We start from the raw sequence: 15,306 nt of genomic DNA on the forward strand, positions 1-15,306 counted from the left end.
CTGGCTCTGAGCATTCTCGTGCTGGCCCTCCTGGCGATGCTGCCCGGCTGCGGCGCCGACTGGTTCCCTGCCTACCATCGCCAGCCCACGACGCCGGATAACTTCTCCTTTGCCGAAAAGGACAACGTCGCCCCGGGTACCACCGCCATTTCCGATGCCATCACGGTCTCGGGCCTGACGGCGACCACGAGCCCCATCTCGGTCAGCGGACCGGCCCCCGACAGCATGTACATCATCAACGGTGGCACCCCCACCAGTACGGCCGGTACGGTCAGCAACGGCGACACCGTCCAGGTAGCCCACACCGCGGCCAGCATCGCCGGAGGATTTGCCCAGTCCACGCTGACCATCGGGAACGTCTCCGCCACCTTTACCAGCAGGGCCCAGCTGGTGGCCCTTTCCGCTTTCACCACCCGGCTCGTCGTCGGCACCCAGTTCCAGACCCGCGCCACCGTTTCGAGCATCGACACCGCCACCGCTCACACCATCTCCATCGACGACTCGAATAAAACCGCCACTTTCGCCATCGCCGACGCGAACCTCAATCCCATCCAGCTCGTCGGCCAGGGGGGATCGCTCTCGGTGACCAACCTCAACAACCAGGTCATCCTGGTCCGCAAGGACGCCAACAGCACCACCACCCTCACCATCGACGGCCTCCTCTTCCCGGTAACCCTCCCCGCCCAGTAACCCGGAAGCCTTCTCGTCCCGCGCCGGCCGTGCGAAGTCCCCACATTGATTCCCTCACCCCTTCAGGGGAGAGGGTGGTCGAAGTCCCCCACACGTATACCCTCGCCCCTTCAGGGGAGAGGGTGGCCGAAGGCCGGGTGAGGGCGCTTTTCCGCCCCGCCTGCCCCGCCCCCCTCCCCCTGACCCGCACGCCCGATGCTCCCCCTTGCCAGCCGCCATTGCCCCGTTTGACTTCCCCGGTCCGTGTGCTATCTAATATTAGTCAATATTAATAAACGGAGGTGGGCCGTATGACCAAGCTAAAGCTAATGGCAATAGGATGCCTGTCGGCTGTGTCGCTCCTCCTTCCGGCCGTCGCGCTGGCGAACGACCAGCCGGCCGAGTCGGTTCCCCTGGAGAAGGCGCAGGAGATGAAGGAGATGCCGGTTTTGACCGGTGATCAGTGGCAGACCTTTTCCCCGGAGAGCAAGCTCGCCTTTGTCTGGGGGATCGGTCACGTGGTGACGGTGGAACAGCACGTGGTGCAGCGCCATCCCGAGCTAAAAAGGGAGGACTTCACCGAGAAGCTGTCCGAGGGGCTGAAAGGGATCCCGATGATCTCCATCGTCCAGCAGGTCGACGACTTTTACCGGTACAACCCGGACGACGTCGACCTGCCGGTCATGAGGGTGATCTGGCGGCAGATCGTGAAACCGAAGCTCACCGCCGGTATCGCGGGACGTCCGCTGCAGGACAACGAGCATTAGGCACCGGCGCGACCGGTCAAGGAGGATATCCATGAGGTCGATCGCTATCGTCATCGTCATGTTGCTGGGACTCATGCTCTCCGGCTGTGTCGGGATGAGCCCCCGCCAGCAGGGGGTCCTCAGTGGTGGAGCCATCGGTGCGGGTGGCGGCGCGCTGTTGGGCGGCATCTCCGGCGGAAGCCCCGCGGTCGGGGCGGTCCTGGGTGGTGCAGCCGGCGCCCTTACCGGGTACATCCTCGGCGACCCCGGCCGGGGGCGGGGGCATGAACCCCACCATCGGAGGGGGTACTAGAATCCCGGTAGAGAGGGTATTATGAAGACGGCAGTGTAGAAGAGAAGGGAACCGGAAGCAGTTGAACTCGTAGCGTGGCGCAGTAAAGCTAAAAGGAGGTTTGATCATGAAGATTGCAAGAGTCCTCTGTCTGGCTGTGGCTACCCTGCTGTTCACCTCTGTGTACGCCTCCGCAGCCTTTACCAGAAACGTGGTCAAAGATGTACGGGACTCGGCTGAAGTCCTGCAGGAGATCATGCGCATACCGGAAAAAGGGATCCCCCCGGCCCTTTTGAGGGACGCCAAGGCGGTGGTGATCATCCCCGATACCATCAAGGGTGCCTTCATCGTCGGTGGGCGTCACGGGACCGGCGTGGCGCTGGTGCGCCAGGAGAACGGAAAATGGAGCGACCCCCTGTTCGTGAGCATTTCCGGCGCGAGCATCGGCTGGCAGATCGGCGGCAAGGCCACCGACCTGGTGCTGGTATTCAAGTCCATGAAGGGGGTGGAAGGGCTTATGAAGGGTAAGTTCACCCTGGGTGCCGACGCCTCGGTCGCGGCGGGACCGGTGGGGCGTTCCGCCGAGGCGGCCACCGACGTGATGCTGAAATCGGAGATCCTCTCCTACTCGCGCAGCCGCGGCTTCTTCGGCGGGGTTTCGCTGGAAGGCGCCGCACTGCTGGTGAGCCAGGATGCCAACGAGAAGTACTACGGTAGGCCGCTCAGCGCCCGCGATATCGTCGCCGGCATGGGAGGCAGGAAACGGGCCGAGACCCGGCGGCTGCAGGATCTTCTCCACCGCTACTCCGAGATGAGATAAGGCCGGCCTGACGATGGCCTGTTCCGACACGTGCCCAGGTTACGGCCTGGGCATGTTTCTTTTTGCAAAAAAAATATTCCCTTGCCTGGCCATGCCTCCATGTGCTAGAGGAGTTGGCATCTCTCAGGGATCGGTTCTGCAATGACGCAATCAACCCAAAAATCCATCCCGCCCCGACGGCACCCTCATCCGTTGATCTCTCTGTCGGCGGCCGCCGCGATCCTCGTTTCCTCGGCGACTTTCGCCGGTGCCCAGACGGGCAAGGACGCCCCGCGCCAGGGTGTCTCCGGACGCCCCGTCAACGCGACCCTCCACCTGCACCCGATCATCGCCGGATTCGACTCCCTCGCCGAGGGGGCGGACGAGATCTTCCAGCTCGCCCTGAACGGGAAGATGGATAGGGTCCCCAAGAAGCTGGAGGCGCTCAAAAAGAGCACCTCCTCCTTCCCGGCCATCACCGATGACTCCGGTACCCTCCTCCTTCCCCGGCTCAACCGGACCATGGCGGATCTCGAACTGGCGGTGAACGCCAAAGACCGCCTCGACACCATGCGCTACGCCAACCGCCTCACCCTGATCGCCGCCACCGTCCAGGTTCCCTACAAGCCGCCGACCCCCACCGAGGTGCTGGTCCTTGACTACAACGCCCGCGAGCTGGAGATCTGGTCCGAGCTCAGGCGTGCCGAGAAGCTTTCCAACATCGTCATCCGGATGCACCTCGCCTGGCAGACCCTGATGCCCAAGCTGCTCGACCACAACGCCAGCCGGGAGCTCAAGCGTTTCTCCGAGTTGATGGGACGCCTGGAGGTCGCCAAGGTTCCCGAGGAGTACTCCAAGGTTTCCCGCCTGATGCTCGTCGAACTTGCCGCTATCAGGCAGGTCTTCACCAAGCCGGCCAAGTAACCCCCTCCGCCATTTTTCCCAATCTCCCGCTTCCTCTAAAGTCTTAAGTAATCACTCCGCCTGCCGACAAGCTAATGAGGCCGTGATGCGCTCCCTCCGGGGGGCCGGAACGGTCATCCTTGAAGGAAGGTACATGATCCCCCGTAGCCCTCTGCACGCCCATCCACCCCTGGCAGCTCCCGATGGCTGCTCCCGTCCCGCTGCGCCCCATCGCCTGGCGAGGGGAGGGGGGATGCCGTGGCGCCTCGTGCTGCTGGTCTGCCTGCTGGCGACTTCCGCCTGGCTGGCTTCGCCGCCCGCGGCCCGTGCGGGGGCCGGTGAATACCAGCTCAAGGCGGCATTTCTCTACAACTTCCTGAAATTCGTCGATCGCCCCGCCGAGGCGGTCACCTCACCCGCCACCATCTGCATCGGGATCCTCGGGAGGGATCCCTTCGAGGACGCCCTCGATTCCCTGAAGGGAAAGCGCGCCAAGGGGAGGCGGGTGGTGGTGCTCCGCGTGCGGAGCGTGGAGGAGGCGAGATCGTGCGACCTCCTTTTTGTCAGTGCCTCGGAAAAGGGGCACCTCTCCCATCTCCTCAAGCAGGCGAACGCCCTGCACCTTCTCACCGTCGCGGACCACGAAGGGTTCTGCGAGGCGGGAGGGATGATCAACCTGATCACCGTCAACAACCGGATCGCTTTCGACGTCAATCTCGCGGCAGCCAACCGCGCACGGCTGAAGGTCAGCTCTCAGCTTCTGCGCCTGGCCCACAGCGTGCTGGAATAGGTGCCACAGATGATGACCCGATTCCGCGATCTCACCATACGCCGCAAGCTGATAGCGATCCTGCTCCTCACCAATGCCATCGTATTGGCCCTGGTCGTGGCCGCCTTCGTGGTCAACGAGGCGGCTACCTTCCGGACCGGTATGCGGGGAGAGCTGACCGCGCTCGCCGAGATCCTCGGCAACAACAGCTCCGCAGCGGTGGCCTTCAATGACGGCACCGCCGCCACCGAGACCCTCGCCGGCCTGCGCGCGAAACCGGCGGTGATGGCGGCCTTCGTCGTCGAGTCCGACGGCACCGTGCTGGCGAGCTACCTGGCGCACGGGGTGACCCTTTCCCAGGTCCCCTTCATCGTGGAGGGGGCGGCCGGAGTGAGGGTGGACGGCAAGCGCCTGCAGGTGGAGGTGGCCCGCACCGCCAACCCGCTGCTGCTGCAACGGCGCCTCTTCGTCGACTCCCCGATCGTGCTGGACGGCCAGCAGGTCGGCCGGGTGGTGATCCAGTCCGACAGCCGCGAGCTCACCGCCCGCCTGGAGGTCTTCCTGTCGCTGGTGGCGGCGGTCACCTTCGGGGGATTCCTGCTGGTATATCTCCTCGCCTCCCGGCTGCAGCGGGTGATCTCCGAACCGATCGACCACCTGGTTGAGGTCATGAAGGAGGTCTCCGGCGAGAAGAACTACGCGATGCGCGCCGAGAAGGGGAGCGATGACGAACTCGGGGCGCTGGTGGAATGCTTCAACGACATGCTGGACCAGATCCAGCAGCGCGACCAGCGGCTCGAGGCCTACAGCGGCGAACTGGAGGCGGTGGTCCGGCGCAGGACCGGCGAGCTGAGGGCCGCCAACCAGGTACTGAGCCGGACGGTCGAGGAGCTCAGGGAGGCCAAGGAGGCGGCGGAGGCGGCCAGCGTGGCCAAGTCCCAGTTCCTGGCCAACATGAGCCACGAGATCCGCACCCCGATGAACGGCGTGCTCGGGATGGTGTCGCTGCTCCTCGAGTCGGGATTGACCGACGAGCAGCGTAATTTCGCGGAGGCGGTGCAGAGCTCAGGGGAATCGCTCCTGTCGATCATCAACAACATCCTCGATTTCTCAAAGATCGAGGCGGGGCGGATGGAACTCGAGCTGACGAGCTTCCCGGTCGGCGACCTCATTTGCGAGGTGAGAGAGATGCTGGCCCCGCTGGCCGTCAGGAAGGGGCTCGAGGTTTCCATCGTCTCCGGACCGGGCATCCCGCAGTACCTGGAGGGGGACCCGGTCCGCCTGCGCCAGGTGCTGCTCAACCTGGTGGCCAACGCCATCAAGTTCACCGCGGTGGGGGAGGTCCAACTGAGGATAGCACTCGCCGAGGAGCAGGGGGAATGGGTGCGCATGCTCTTCGAGGTTCGCGACACCGGCATCGGGATCTCCCCCGAGGCGCAGCAGCGGATCTTCGACTCCTTCTCCCAGGCGGACAACTCCACCACCCGCAATTACGGCGGGACCGGGCTCGGGCTCGCCATCGCGAGGCAGCTGGTCGCCCTTATGGGGGGCGATCTGCAGGTGGAGAGCGAGCCGGGGAAGGGATCGACCTTCTGGTTCACCGCGGGGTTCGCCAAGTCGACGGCGGCTGCCGCCAACGCGGTGGCCGCGTCCGCCCTTGCCCCGGAGCCCGGCGCCGGCTCGTTCTTTACCGCCTCCATCCTGGTGGCCGAGGACAACACGGTCAACCAGGAGGTGGCGCGCCATCTCCTCAGGATGCTCGGCTGCCGGGTGGAGATCGCCGCCAACGGTGCCGAGGCGGTCGAGGCGGCAGCCCGAGGCGGCGTCGACCTGATCTTCATGGACTGCCAGATGCCGATGATGGACGGCTTCACCGCCTGCGGCATCATTCGCGAGGGCGAGCGGGAGCGGGGAGCGGGACGGCTGCCGATCGTGGCGCTCACCGCCAATGCCATCGCCGGTGACCGTGAGCGCTGTCTCGAGGCCGGCATGGACGATTACCTCTCCAAGCCCTTCAACATAGGCCAACTGCGCGGGATCCTGCTACGCTGGCTTCCGGATCGGGAGGTCCCGCTCGAGGCGGCGAAAGGGGAGGTGCCGGGGGTGGGGACGGGCACGGCGACCGGCCATGATGATGAGCCCTCCGATCGCGAAATTTTCGACGTGGTCGGGTTCCTCGAGCGGGTGGGGGACGCAAGCTACCTCGAGATGTTCGTCGGGAAGTTCATCGAGAGCGCCGGAGGCGTGCTTGAGGAGATGGCACCTGCCGTGAAGCGCCGGGAATGCGAGGAGGTCCGCCGACCGGCCCACAGCCTGAAGGGGGCGGCGGCCAGCATGGGCGCCGAGAGGATGCGGGAGTTGGCAACCAGGTTGGAGGCGGAGGCCAAGGAGGGTGACGACAGCAACTTCGCCGTTCTCTTCGCGGATCTGTGGGAAGCCTTCCGCGCCTTCTGCGAGCGGGCCCCGGAAATCGCCCGCCGTTACGGGAGCGGCGGCGAGTCGGGCACCCGGCGCCTGTCGTCGGTGGAGGAGAAGCCGAGGCGGCTCACCTCCTCCTGAAGCTCCACCCCGGTCGCGGACAGCACCCGCTCCTTGACCAGGCGGGCCAGCTGCACCACTTCCGCCGCGGTGGCCCCGCCGGTATTGATCAGGTAATTGGCATGCAGGTGGCTGACCGCGGCGCCCCCCACCGTGGTGCTCCTGAGCCCCGCCCGGTCGATCAGCCAGCCGGCCGGCACCCTGCCGTCCCGGCAGCGCACCTTTTGCTCCATCTCGAACCGTTCCACCAGGAGCGGATCGCTCACCACCGGGTTCATGAAGAAGGAGCCTACGCTCCGCTCGCATTGAAGGTTACGGGCCGCCCGCTTGGCCAGGGTGGTCTCCACCCGTTGCCCGATTTCGGTCGGCTTCCCGGGGATCAGCTCCAAAAGGGCCGAGACCACCACGAGCCCGCCGCTCTCCTTGAAGCGGCTGTTGCGGTAGCGGAACCCGCAGGACGCCGTCTCCCACTCCTCGAGCTCGAGGGTGTCGGCGTTGAGCACCCGGACGCGGCGGCAGAGTTCCCCGATGTTGGCACCGTAGGCGCCGGCGTTCCCCCGGACCGCCCCGCCGACCTGTCCCGGAATACCGGCCAAGGGCTCCAGCCCGGAGAGGCCGTGGGCCGTGCAACTGCGGACCAGTTCCATCAGATCGACCCCCGCCTCGACCTCGACCTGCACCCCCTGGAACTCCATTCCCTCCAGCGAGATTTTCACCACCAGACCCGGGAATCCGTCGTCATTCACGAGGACGTTGCTCCCGCCCCCGAGGATGGCGAAGGGGACCCCCTCACGTTTTGCGAAGAGCAGCGCCTCCCGGAGCCCCTCCACGTCGGTCGCCGTGGCGAAATAGCGCGCCGGGCCGCCGATCTCGAAGGTGGTGTAGGGGGCAAGCGGGACGTTTTCCTGGATGTCGATCATTGAGTGGTCCTTGCCGTGCGGGAAATGCCGATGCTGTTACTACAATGATACCGGATTTGCAAGCGGGGAGTCCGAAACGGTGGAGGAGACGTGCGTCCGCTCGCCCCGCCCCCTCACCCTCTCCCCCGATGGGGGCGAGGGGAGACGAAGATAGGGGAGAGGGTAGGCGGGTGAGGGAGGTTCTAAAGGGTCGAAGGTGGGTGCGATGACGGCGTTGGCGATGCCCCTTACAGCCTGAAGCGCTGCACCACCTCCTGCATCTCTCCGGAGAGGGCGGAGAGGCGTGAGGAGGCGGAGGAGATCTCCCGCGAGCTGTTGGCGCTGATCTGGGCGGTATCCGAGATCTGCTGGATGTTGCCGGCGATCTCCCTGGTGGACATGGTCTGCTCCTCGGCGGCGGTGGCGATCTGGCTGATCTGGCCGGTCACGTCGTTGATCTGCTGGAGGATCTCCTCGAGGGCCTTGCCGGATCGGGCCGACTCGCAGGTCCCCCTTTCCACCTCCACTACCCCTTCCTCCATCGCCTGGACAGCCTGCCTGGTTTCCTGCTGGATGCTCTTGATCATCTCCCCGATCTCGCGGGTGGCCTTGGTGGTCCTTTCCGCGAGCGCCCGCACCTCGTCGGCCACCACCGCGAACCCGCGCCCCTGCTCGCCCGCGCGCGCCGCCTCGATCGCCGCATTGAGGGCGAGGAGGTTCGTCTGGTCGGCGATGTCCTCGATGGTGGCGACGATCTCCCCGATCTGATCGCTGCGGGTGCCGAGGCTCCCCACCAAGCCGGCGGAGTTCCTCACCTTCTGGGCGATGCGGTCCATCCCCTGCACGATCTCCCTCACGATGTCGGAACCGTTGCGGGCGGAGGCGCTGGCCTGCTGGGAGCTTTCCGCCGCATGGTGGCAGTTGAGCGCTATATCGGAGCTGGTGGCCGACATCCGGGCACTGGCGGAGGCGACCGTCTCGGTCTGCTGCATGACGTCTTGTGCCCCCTCCGCGGTTCTTCCCGCGGTGTCGTGGAGGGCGGCCGCCGAGGCGGAGACGTCGACCGCGCTCTCCTTGACCTTCTCCATGACTTCCCGCAGTCCCTCCACCATCCGGCGCATCGCTTCGTAGATCCCGGTTTTCCCCTCGCTCAGCCGCACGGTGAGGTTCCCCTCGGCAACCTCGGCGGCGATCTGCTCGAGCTCGGCGGGCTCGGTCCCGATGTGGGAAATCAGCTGGCGCACCACCTTCACCGCTGCCACGTAGATCAGCGTCAGGATCACCGCCGTGAGGCCGACGATCACGAGGACGCCGTGGATGAGCTCGCTGCGGTTGGCCTCCAGCCCCTTGCCTACCATGGCCTGCAGGTCGTCGACGTAATTGCCGGTCCCCACCACCCAGTCGAAGGGGGCGAAGTAAAGGGAGTAGCTTCGCTTGGGGAGTGCGGTCATGGTGCCGGGGCGAGGGAAGCGGTACTCGGTGAAGCCTCCCTGCGGCTTCTTGCCGTTGTCGATGATCTCCTTGATGAAGAGCTTGCCGTCGGAGTCCTTGGCGTTCAGGCGGTTCTTACCCTCGGCGTCCCTCCCGAGGTAGACCACGTTGGTGCCGTCCGAGGTGTCGGCCCAGAAGTACCCGTCCTCGCCGTACTTGAGCCTTCTCAAGAGGTCGGCACCCTGGCGCTTGGCCTCCTCCAGGGTCATCTCGCCCTGCTGCTGGCGATCGCTTATCGCCTGGAGCATGCTCATCGCGGTCTGTACCTCGGCCTTGATCCGGTTATCCGAATCCTCGAAGAGGACCTTTTTATAGGATTGCGCCGATCTCGCGTAGGTCTGCTGGAACTTCTTGAGCGCCACCGCACCGGTCGGGGCGCCGAGCGCGCAGCAGCTGCCGATCACCAGCAGGAGCACCTTGGTCTGAAAGGTTAAGCGGGAAAGAAGCATCGTTGCCTCCCGGGAAGAGATTCTATCCTTCATTATCTTTGATATCGGCCGGCGCTCATGAAAGTTTAGCGGTTGCCAGCGGTCCGGCCGGATTTTTTCGGGTGAATCCGGAGGGAGGCCGGCAAAGGTAGGGCGGGCACCACGTGCCGCCGGGGCGGGGAGGGAAAATAAAGCGGTCGGCGCTAAAGTCCGGAAGAGCGGTGGCGATAAGAATCTCAAGTTGACGGAGCTTTCGGACGCGATGCGGATCGCGCAGAAGGCGGATTGCCGCTACCGTTGAGAGCGGTGCGGCCGGGCGCGAGAACTGCCTTTTCCCGGGCATCTTGTCCTACCTTCCGGAGACGTGTCCTGATGCGGCCGATACCGCAGGACGAAAAAAGGCACCTGTCGTTTCTAATAACGGCAGGTGCCTGTTTGTTTTTCCGGTTGGCCGGCTTTCTGCGGGCGGAGGCGCTACTGGTAGAGCAGGTACTTCCGGCGCAGCTCCAGGAACTTCTGGTCTCCCTCTCCCCACTTGGCCACGATGGCGGGGGCACCCATTCCGGCTTCGATGCCGCTTCTCACCTCGGTGGAGCCCGACATGTCGTCGATGCCCCCGTGGAAGAAGACCTTGCGGGCCGGCTCCTTCACCGCCCGGTAAAGCCCCGCCAGCACCGCGATCCCGCTCTCCACCGGCAGCACCGAGTGGTAGTCGGTAATCACCAGCCGCACCCCGGAGATCTCGCGGTTTTTGTACTTGGGAGCGCTCGATACCCCCGGCATGCTCACCGGCTTGAAACGGACCGGCTCGAAATGAAGCCCCGGGAGCCCCTCGGCGTTGAGCTTGGTGGCCAGGGCCTGGCCGTCGATCTCCGGCCACCCCGCCAGCCTGAACGGTTCGTTGCTGCCACGCCCTTCCGAGGCGCTGGTCCCCTCCAATAGCCCGGTGCCGGGGTAGAGGAGCGCCGAGTCGAAGCTGGCCAGGTTGGGGCTGGTGGCGATCCAGGGAAGTCCGGTATCCGGCCAGCGCATCCACCTTTCCCATCCCTGGATGCGGACCACCGACAGGTCGAGGTTGGCGAGCCCGGGGAGCAATCCCTCCCCCTTGATGAGGTAGGCGAGCTCCCCCACCGTGAGGCCGTGGGCCTCGGGGATCGGGTAGAGCGAGGTAAAGGTGGCGGGGAGCTTGTCGCGGACGAAACCCGCCACGTAGTTCCCCCCGAGCGGGTTGGGTCGGTCGAGCACCACGAAGGGAACCCCCGCCTCGGCGGCGGCCTGCATCACGTATCCCATGGTGGAGATGTAGGTGTAGAAGCGGACGCCGACGTCCTGGATGTCGAACACCACCAGGTCGAGCCCCTTGAGGTCGTCCGGGTTCGGCTTCTTGCTCGCCCCGTAGAGGCTTTTGACCGGGACGCCGTGGTAGCTGCCGTCATCGAGGCGCGCGCCGTCCTCGGCCCGTCCCTCCAGGCCATGCTCCGGGGTGAAGATGACCGACGGCATGACCCCCTTGCGCCCCATCAGCTCCAGGACGTGCACCCCCTCCACGATGGCGGAGTGGTTGGTCACCAGGGCGAAGCGCTTCCCCTTGAGGGGCTGGAACCCCTCCTCGTACAGAAGCTGGTCGCCGGGCTTGACGGTTTCGGCGGCGGACAGCGCCGGGGCTGCAACGAGCAGGATAAGCAAGAGAGGGATAAACGAGAGGTGACGCAACACGGGGACCACCTTGATTGAAGCTGGAATCGCGCAGCACATTACTCTTAACGTATCGGATGCGCAAGGATTTACTTGAAGGGGATGATAGTTATTCGTCCCGGATCGGGAGCCGGGGGAGGGACAGTGAAAGCCATTTTGTGACACTGTTTGAAATAAATCAAGATAAGTCTTGTCTAATTATAAATGTTCAAGTAAAATTGCTGAACTTCTGTCGTTGCCCTTTCTATGCAAAGGAGGATGGTATGAAACGTGTGCTCCTGGTCGCCCTGCTTTTGCTGGCGGGTGCCGGCATCGTTTGGGGAGCGGGGACTAAGAGGAAAAAGCCCCTTCCCTATGACTTTGGAAGCGTCTCCATCAGCAACTATTCCCAGCAGGCGGGGATGGCCCCGGTCCGGTTCGATCACTGGGTGCACCGCAAGAACTACACCTGCCGCCTCTGTCACGTCGACATCGGTTTCGGCATGACTGCCAACTCCACCAAGATCCGCGCCGCCGACAACATGAAGGGGTATTTCTGCGGGACCTGCCATAACGGGGTGAGCACCTTCAAGAAGAGCAGGATCTTCGCCTCCTGCGCCACCAGCTACTCCCACGACGACATCCAAAGGTGCGGGAGATGCCACCAGGTGGACCGCGACCCCGCCTTCCAGGAATCCTTCGAGACCTTTGCCGCCAAGATGCCGCGGGAGATCCTCGGTAACGGCATCAACTGGAGCAAGGCCGAGGAGAGCGGGCTCCTCAAGCCGATCGACCGGCTGGAGGGGGTCTCCCTCAAGCCGGCCACCATGAAGGTCCAGGACGACTTCGCCCTCAAGGCCAAGATCGAAGGCATGCCGGACATCATCTTCTCTCATGCCCGGCACACCGTCTGGAACGGCTGCGAGCTCTGCCATCCCGACATCTTCGTCGGCGTCAAGCGGGGAGCCACCAAGTATTCCATGATCGAGCTTTTCGAAGGGAAGTACTGCGGCGTCTGTCACGACAAGGTCGCCTTCCCGCAGACAGAGTGCAAGCGCTGCCATGCGAAACCGGTCTAGGGGAAGCCTCCTCGCCAGAGGATCGGTAGCGGTGGCCGCGCTCTCGCTGGGGCTGCTCGTCCTGGCGGCCGGGCCGGCCGAGGTCGGGGCGGAGCCGGGGTGGATGCCGGCTTTCGAGGAGACCTGCAACAAGACCAGCGTGGGGATGAGCCTGACGGTGCCGGAGTTGACGGCTCTGCTGGAGAAGTGTGCGGAGCTCGAGAAGTCGATCCAGGCCGAAGAGGAAACGACCCGCAAGGTCTACCTGAAGAGGTTGCAGCTTTGCCGGAACCTTTTCGCCTATCTCCTCGACTACAAGAAGAACCAGCAGCCGGCCAAAGAGTGATTTTCTCCCCGCAGTGCCGGGGACTGAGCCTACGTCGGGAAGGTGGGGCATGGATAGAGGATCGGGGAGGGGCGGTAAAAGGACCGTGGGGAAAATGCTGCCTCTCCTTTTCCTGCTGATTCTCCTCGTGCCGGAGGTGAACGCGCTGGACCGTGAAGAGTTCGGCAGGGTCCTCGCCACCATTCCTCCCAACGGGGCGTACTGGGAGTACGGCAACGTGACGATGCCGCTTAGGTCGCGCAAGGCGGGAAAGGCTCCGGTCATCTTCCCGCACTGGGCTCACCGGCGCTACTACACCTGCCGGGTCTGCCACCTGGAGCTGGGATTCAGCATGCGGCAGTGGGAGACCGGGATCACCATGCGCCGCAACTGGAAGGGGGAGTTCTGCGGAGCCTGCCATGACGGGGTGGTCGCCTTTTCGGTCGTGCCCGGCCCCAAGCAGGAATGTCACCGCTGCCACCTCCCCAACCCGGAACTCCTCAGGGATAAGTTCGAGGCGATCAACGGCCTCCCCTCGGCCTCCTTCGGCAACGGCATAGACTGGGCGGCGGCCTTGAGGGAGGGGGCGATCACCCCGATCAACTCCCTCGACGGAACGCCCCCCGACCTCCGTGTCCCCGAAAAGCTCAGCAAGCCGCTCAAGCTCGGCACCAACTCCCCCCGCAGCGACGTCCTCTTCTCGCACGCCGATCACTTCGCCGAGCTCGACTGCTCGAGCTGCCATCCCGATCTCTTCAACATCAAGCGGAAGTCGACCGTCTCCTTCACCATGGAAAGCAACATCTACGGGAGCTTCTGCGGCGCCTGCCACATGCAGGTGGCCTTTCCGATGAACGACTGCCGGCGCTGTCACAGGAAGATGAGTAACCATTAAACCAGCAGCCGTTCTACGTTCTATGTTCCAGGTATTAAACCAGCAGCCGTTCTATGTTCCAGGTTCTAGGTTCTAAGTTGAAAAGCCTCTTAGACTTCAGCGAAGCTCTTCGCTCGCCGGCCCCAAGTTTTTTGCAGTCATTGGTTTCAACGTAGAACCTAGAACGTAGAACCTAGAACCTGTTGTTGAGAAGGTTTGCATAGATGCGCGCCGCGGCGAGTACCTCGGCGAAATCGACCCGTTCGCCGGGTGTGTGGCAGATTTCCAGCGCGCCGGGCCCCAGGATGATCGGGCGGCAGCCGGCGGCGAAGAAGAGGTTCCCGTCGGAGTGGGAACGGAAGGCGTCGAACTTGAGGGGAAGACCGAGCCGCCGGTAGATGTCGGAGACGGCAGCCGCCACCGGATTGTCGGTACCCAGGCGGTAGCCGGGGGAGGCGAAGTTGAAATCGACGCTGAGATCGAGCCCCGGGATGTGGCGCTTCGCCTCGGCCGCCATCTGGCGGATCGCCTCCTCCACCGATTCCGGGTCGCGGTCGGGGGGGAGGTGGAGGTCGATCCATGCCTCGCAGCGGTCGGGGACCACGAACCCCTTGCGGGAGGAGTGCATCTCGCGGATGGAGTAGACGATCTCGGTCTGCTCCCGCCGGAAGAGCGGGTTGCGCCCCAGGTGGAGCAGCACCCTCAGCATGGATTCCACCGCGTTGTGCCCCAGCTCGGGAAGCGAGGAGTGGCTCTTCACCCCCTGGGTCACGAACCCCGCCTCGAGGTAGCCGTAGTGGGCGAAACAGGCGGCAAGGCCGGTCGGCTCGCCGATCACCGCCCAGGGGGCCGAGCACTCATCCAGGAAGCGGACGCTCCCGTCGCCGTTTTCCTCCTCCCCGACCACCAGCAAAAGCCCCACCGGCGGGCGCTCCGCCTCGGGGAGCGTCTCCGCCACGGCGAGCCACGCCTCGATCATCGCCGCGCATCCCCCCTTCATGTCGGCGCTCCCCAGCCCGTGAATGATCCCCCCCTCCTCGCGGGCCGCCACCTCCTCAAGGTCCCAGGCCGGGACCGAGTCCACATGCCCCACGAGGTACAGCCGCGGCTCTCCCTTCCCCATGGTGACCCTGAGGTTGTAGCGCTCTTCCTCGACCTCCTGCCGCTCCACGGCGAACCCGGCCCGGGTCAACAGCTCTTCCAGGTAGAGCTGGATGTCCTCCTCCTTGCCGGAGGGGGAGTAGATGTCGATCAGCTCCAAGAGCGTCCGCTTGAGCCTTTCCGGATCGACTGCCGCCACGATTTTGTCGAGGTCTCCCCTCATGGTTTTTTCCCCGTTTTTTTCTTGTGCCGGCGGGAGAGGTTCAGGGTCATGTAGACGTGCTGCTGGATGTTGTCGAAGCCGTGCTTCTTGAAAAAGCCGATGGCCGCGTCGTTGTCGGCGGAGGTGTCGATGATGATCATCCGGACCCCCTGCTCCTTGAAGCGCCGCTTGAGCTCCTTGAAGAGGCGGGCGCCCACCTGCATCTTCTGGATGTCGGGGCGCACCGCGAGCCAGACCAGATAGCCGTACTTCCAGGGGGAGTGCTGCTTTTTGACCGTGGTGCCGAGCGCGAACCCCACCAGCCGCTCCTCGTGCTCGGCCACCAGGCAGAGCTCGCTGTCGGAATTGAAGAGGGTGGTGATCTCGTACTCGTCCCACGTCCGGTACAGGTTCTTCGAATACTCGGCGGTGAAAAGCTCTTCCCCGATGTGGAACACCTCGGGGAGGTCGTCGATCATCATTTCTCTGATACGGGGGAATTCGGGGAGGGGACTGCCTGGTTCGCTCATGCTTGTTC

The 15,306-nt window shown here is 64.4% G+C and carries 15 protein-coding genes; 10 read left to right on the forward strand and 5 right to left on the reverse strand.

Annotated elements, in window-relative coordinates; genetic code table 11:
* Positions 1-18: 18 nt before the first annotated feature.
* From ACYVL5_RS14725 to ACYVL5_RS14755, 7 genes are all read left to right on the forward strand, one after another.
* Complete coding sequence (locus tag ACYVL5_RS14725) at positions 19-690, forward strand: hypothetical protein (RefSeq protein WP_460596335.1); 672 nt, start codon at positions 19-21, stop codon at positions 688-690.
* A gap of 290 nt (positions 691-980) precedes the next feature.
* Positions 981-1,436, forward strand: a complete 456-nt coding sequence (locus ACYVL5_RS14730; protein ID WP_460596336.1) for a hypothetical protein — start codon at positions 981-983, stop codon at positions 1,434-1,436.
* Between the two features lie 31 nt (positions 1,437-1,467).
* Positions 1,468-1,728 carry a hypothetical protein gene (locus ACYVL5_RS14735; protein WP_460596337.1) on the forward strand — a complete coding sequence of 87 codons (261 nt, stop codon included), beginning with the start codon at positions 1,468-1,470 and terminating at the stop codon, positions 1,726-1,728.
* Positions 1,729-1,834: 106 nt separating this feature from the next.
* On the forward strand, positions 1,835-2,527 hold the full coding sequence (locus ACYVL5_RS14740; protein WP_460596338.1) for a lipid-binding SYLF domain-containing protein: 693 nt from the start codon (positions 1,835-1,837) through the stop codon (positions 2,525-2,527).
* A 192-nt stretch (positions 2,528-2,719) separates the two neighbouring features.
* The gene (locus tag ACYVL5_RS14745; protein WP_460596339.1) at positions 2,720-3,430 is read left to right on the forward strand and encodes a hypothetical protein; all 711 of its coding nucleotides are present in this window, start codon (positions 2,720-2,722) and stop codon (positions 3,428-3,430) included.
* 133 nt (positions 3,431-3,563) lie between these two features.
* Positions 3,564-4,199, forward strand: coding sequence for a YfiR family protein (locus ACYVL5_RS14750; protein ID WP_460596340.1), 636 nt, complete (start codon positions 3,564-3,566; stop codon positions 4,197-4,199).
* Positions 4,200-4,208: 9 nt separating this feature from the next.
* The gene (locus ACYVL5_RS14755) at positions 4,209-6,737 is read left to right on the forward strand and encodes an ATP-binding protein (protein ID WP_460596341.1); all 2,529 of its coding nucleotides are present in this window, start codon (positions 4,209-4,211) and stop codon (positions 6,735-6,737) included.
* On the opposite strand, the gene murB is transcribed toward ACYVL5_RS14755, so the two are convergent.
* The 3 genes from murB to ACYVL5_RS14770 all read right to left on the reverse strand — a co-directional run bounded on the left by murB (position 6,659) and on the right by ACYVL5_RS14770 (position 11,250).
* On the reverse strand, positions 6,659-7,636 hold the full coding sequence (gene murB / locus ACYVL5_RS14760; RefSeq protein ID WP_460596342.1) for a UDP-N-acetylmuramate dehydrogenase: 978 nt from the start codon (positions 7,634-7,636) through the stop codon (positions 6,659-6,661). The genes ACYVL5_RS14755 and murB overlap by 79 nt on opposite strands.
* Positions 7,637-7,863: 227 nt before the next feature.
* Positions 7,864-9,555 carry a methyl-accepting chemotaxis protein gene (locus tag ACYVL5_RS14765; protein ID WP_460596343.1) on the reverse strand — a complete coding sequence of 564 codons (1,692 nt, stop codon included), beginning with the start codon at positions 9,553-9,555 and terminating at the stop codon, positions 7,864-7,866.
* 453 nt (positions 9,556-10,008) lie between these two features.
* On the reverse strand, positions 10,009-11,250 hold the full coding sequence (locus ACYVL5_RS14770; RefSeq protein ID WP_460596344.1) for an exo-beta-N-acetylmuramidase NamZ family protein: 1,242 nt from the start codon (positions 11,248-11,250) through the stop codon (positions 10,009-10,011).
* A 242-nt stretch (positions 11,251-11,492) separates the two neighbouring features.
* On the opposite strand from ACYVL5_RS14770, the gene ACYVL5_RS14775 reads away from it, so the two are divergent.
* The 3 genes from ACYVL5_RS14775 to ACYVL5_RS14785 all read left to right on the forward strand — a co-directional run bounded on the left by ACYVL5_RS14775 (position 11,493) and on the right by ACYVL5_RS14785 (position 13,486).
* Positions 11,493-12,287, forward strand: a complete 795-nt coding sequence (locus ACYVL5_RS14775; RefSeq protein WP_460596345.1) for a cytochrome c3 family protein — start codon at positions 11,493-11,495, stop codon at positions 12,285-12,287.
* Positions 12,271-12,612 carry a hypothetical protein gene (locus tag ACYVL5_RS14780; RefSeq protein WP_460596346.1) on the forward strand — a complete coding sequence of 114 codons (342 nt, stop codon included), beginning with the start codon at positions 12,271-12,273 and terminating at the stop codon, positions 12,610-12,612. Before ACYVL5_RS14775 ends, ACYVL5_RS14780 begins: the two co-directional genes overlap by 17 nt.
* A 94-nt stretch (positions 12,613-12,706) precedes the next feature.
* Positions 12,707-13,486: a cytochrome c3 family protein gene (locus ACYVL5_RS14785; protein WP_460596347.1), complete on the forward strand. Its 780-nt coding sequence runs from the start codon at positions 12,707-12,709 to the stop codon at positions 13,484-13,486.
* A gap of 172 nt (positions 13,487-13,658) precedes the next feature.
* Here the strand turns inward: ACYVL5_RS14785 and ACYVL5_RS14790 are convergent, their stop codons facing one another.
* Both ACYVL5_RS14790 and ACYVL5_RS14795 read right to left on the reverse strand, forming a co-directional pair.
* Positions 13,659-14,789 carry a M20 family metallopeptidase gene (locus ACYVL5_RS14790; RefSeq protein ID WP_460596348.1) on the reverse strand — a complete coding sequence of 377 codons (1,131 nt, stop codon included), beginning with the start codon at positions 14,787-14,789 and terminating at the stop codon, positions 13,659-13,661.
* Positions 14,786-15,298 (reverse strand): GNAT family N-acetyltransferase, encoded by a 513-nt coding sequence (locus tag ACYVL5_RS14795; protein WP_460596349.1) that lies wholly within the window; start codon positions 15,296-15,298, stop codon positions 14,786-14,788. The genes ACYVL5_RS14790 and ACYVL5_RS14795 overlap by 4 nt, the downstream gene beginning before the upstream one ends.
* Positions 15,299-15,306: the final 8 nt, after the last annotated feature.

It is taken from the genome of Geomonas sp. Red276 (assembly GCF_054784495.1).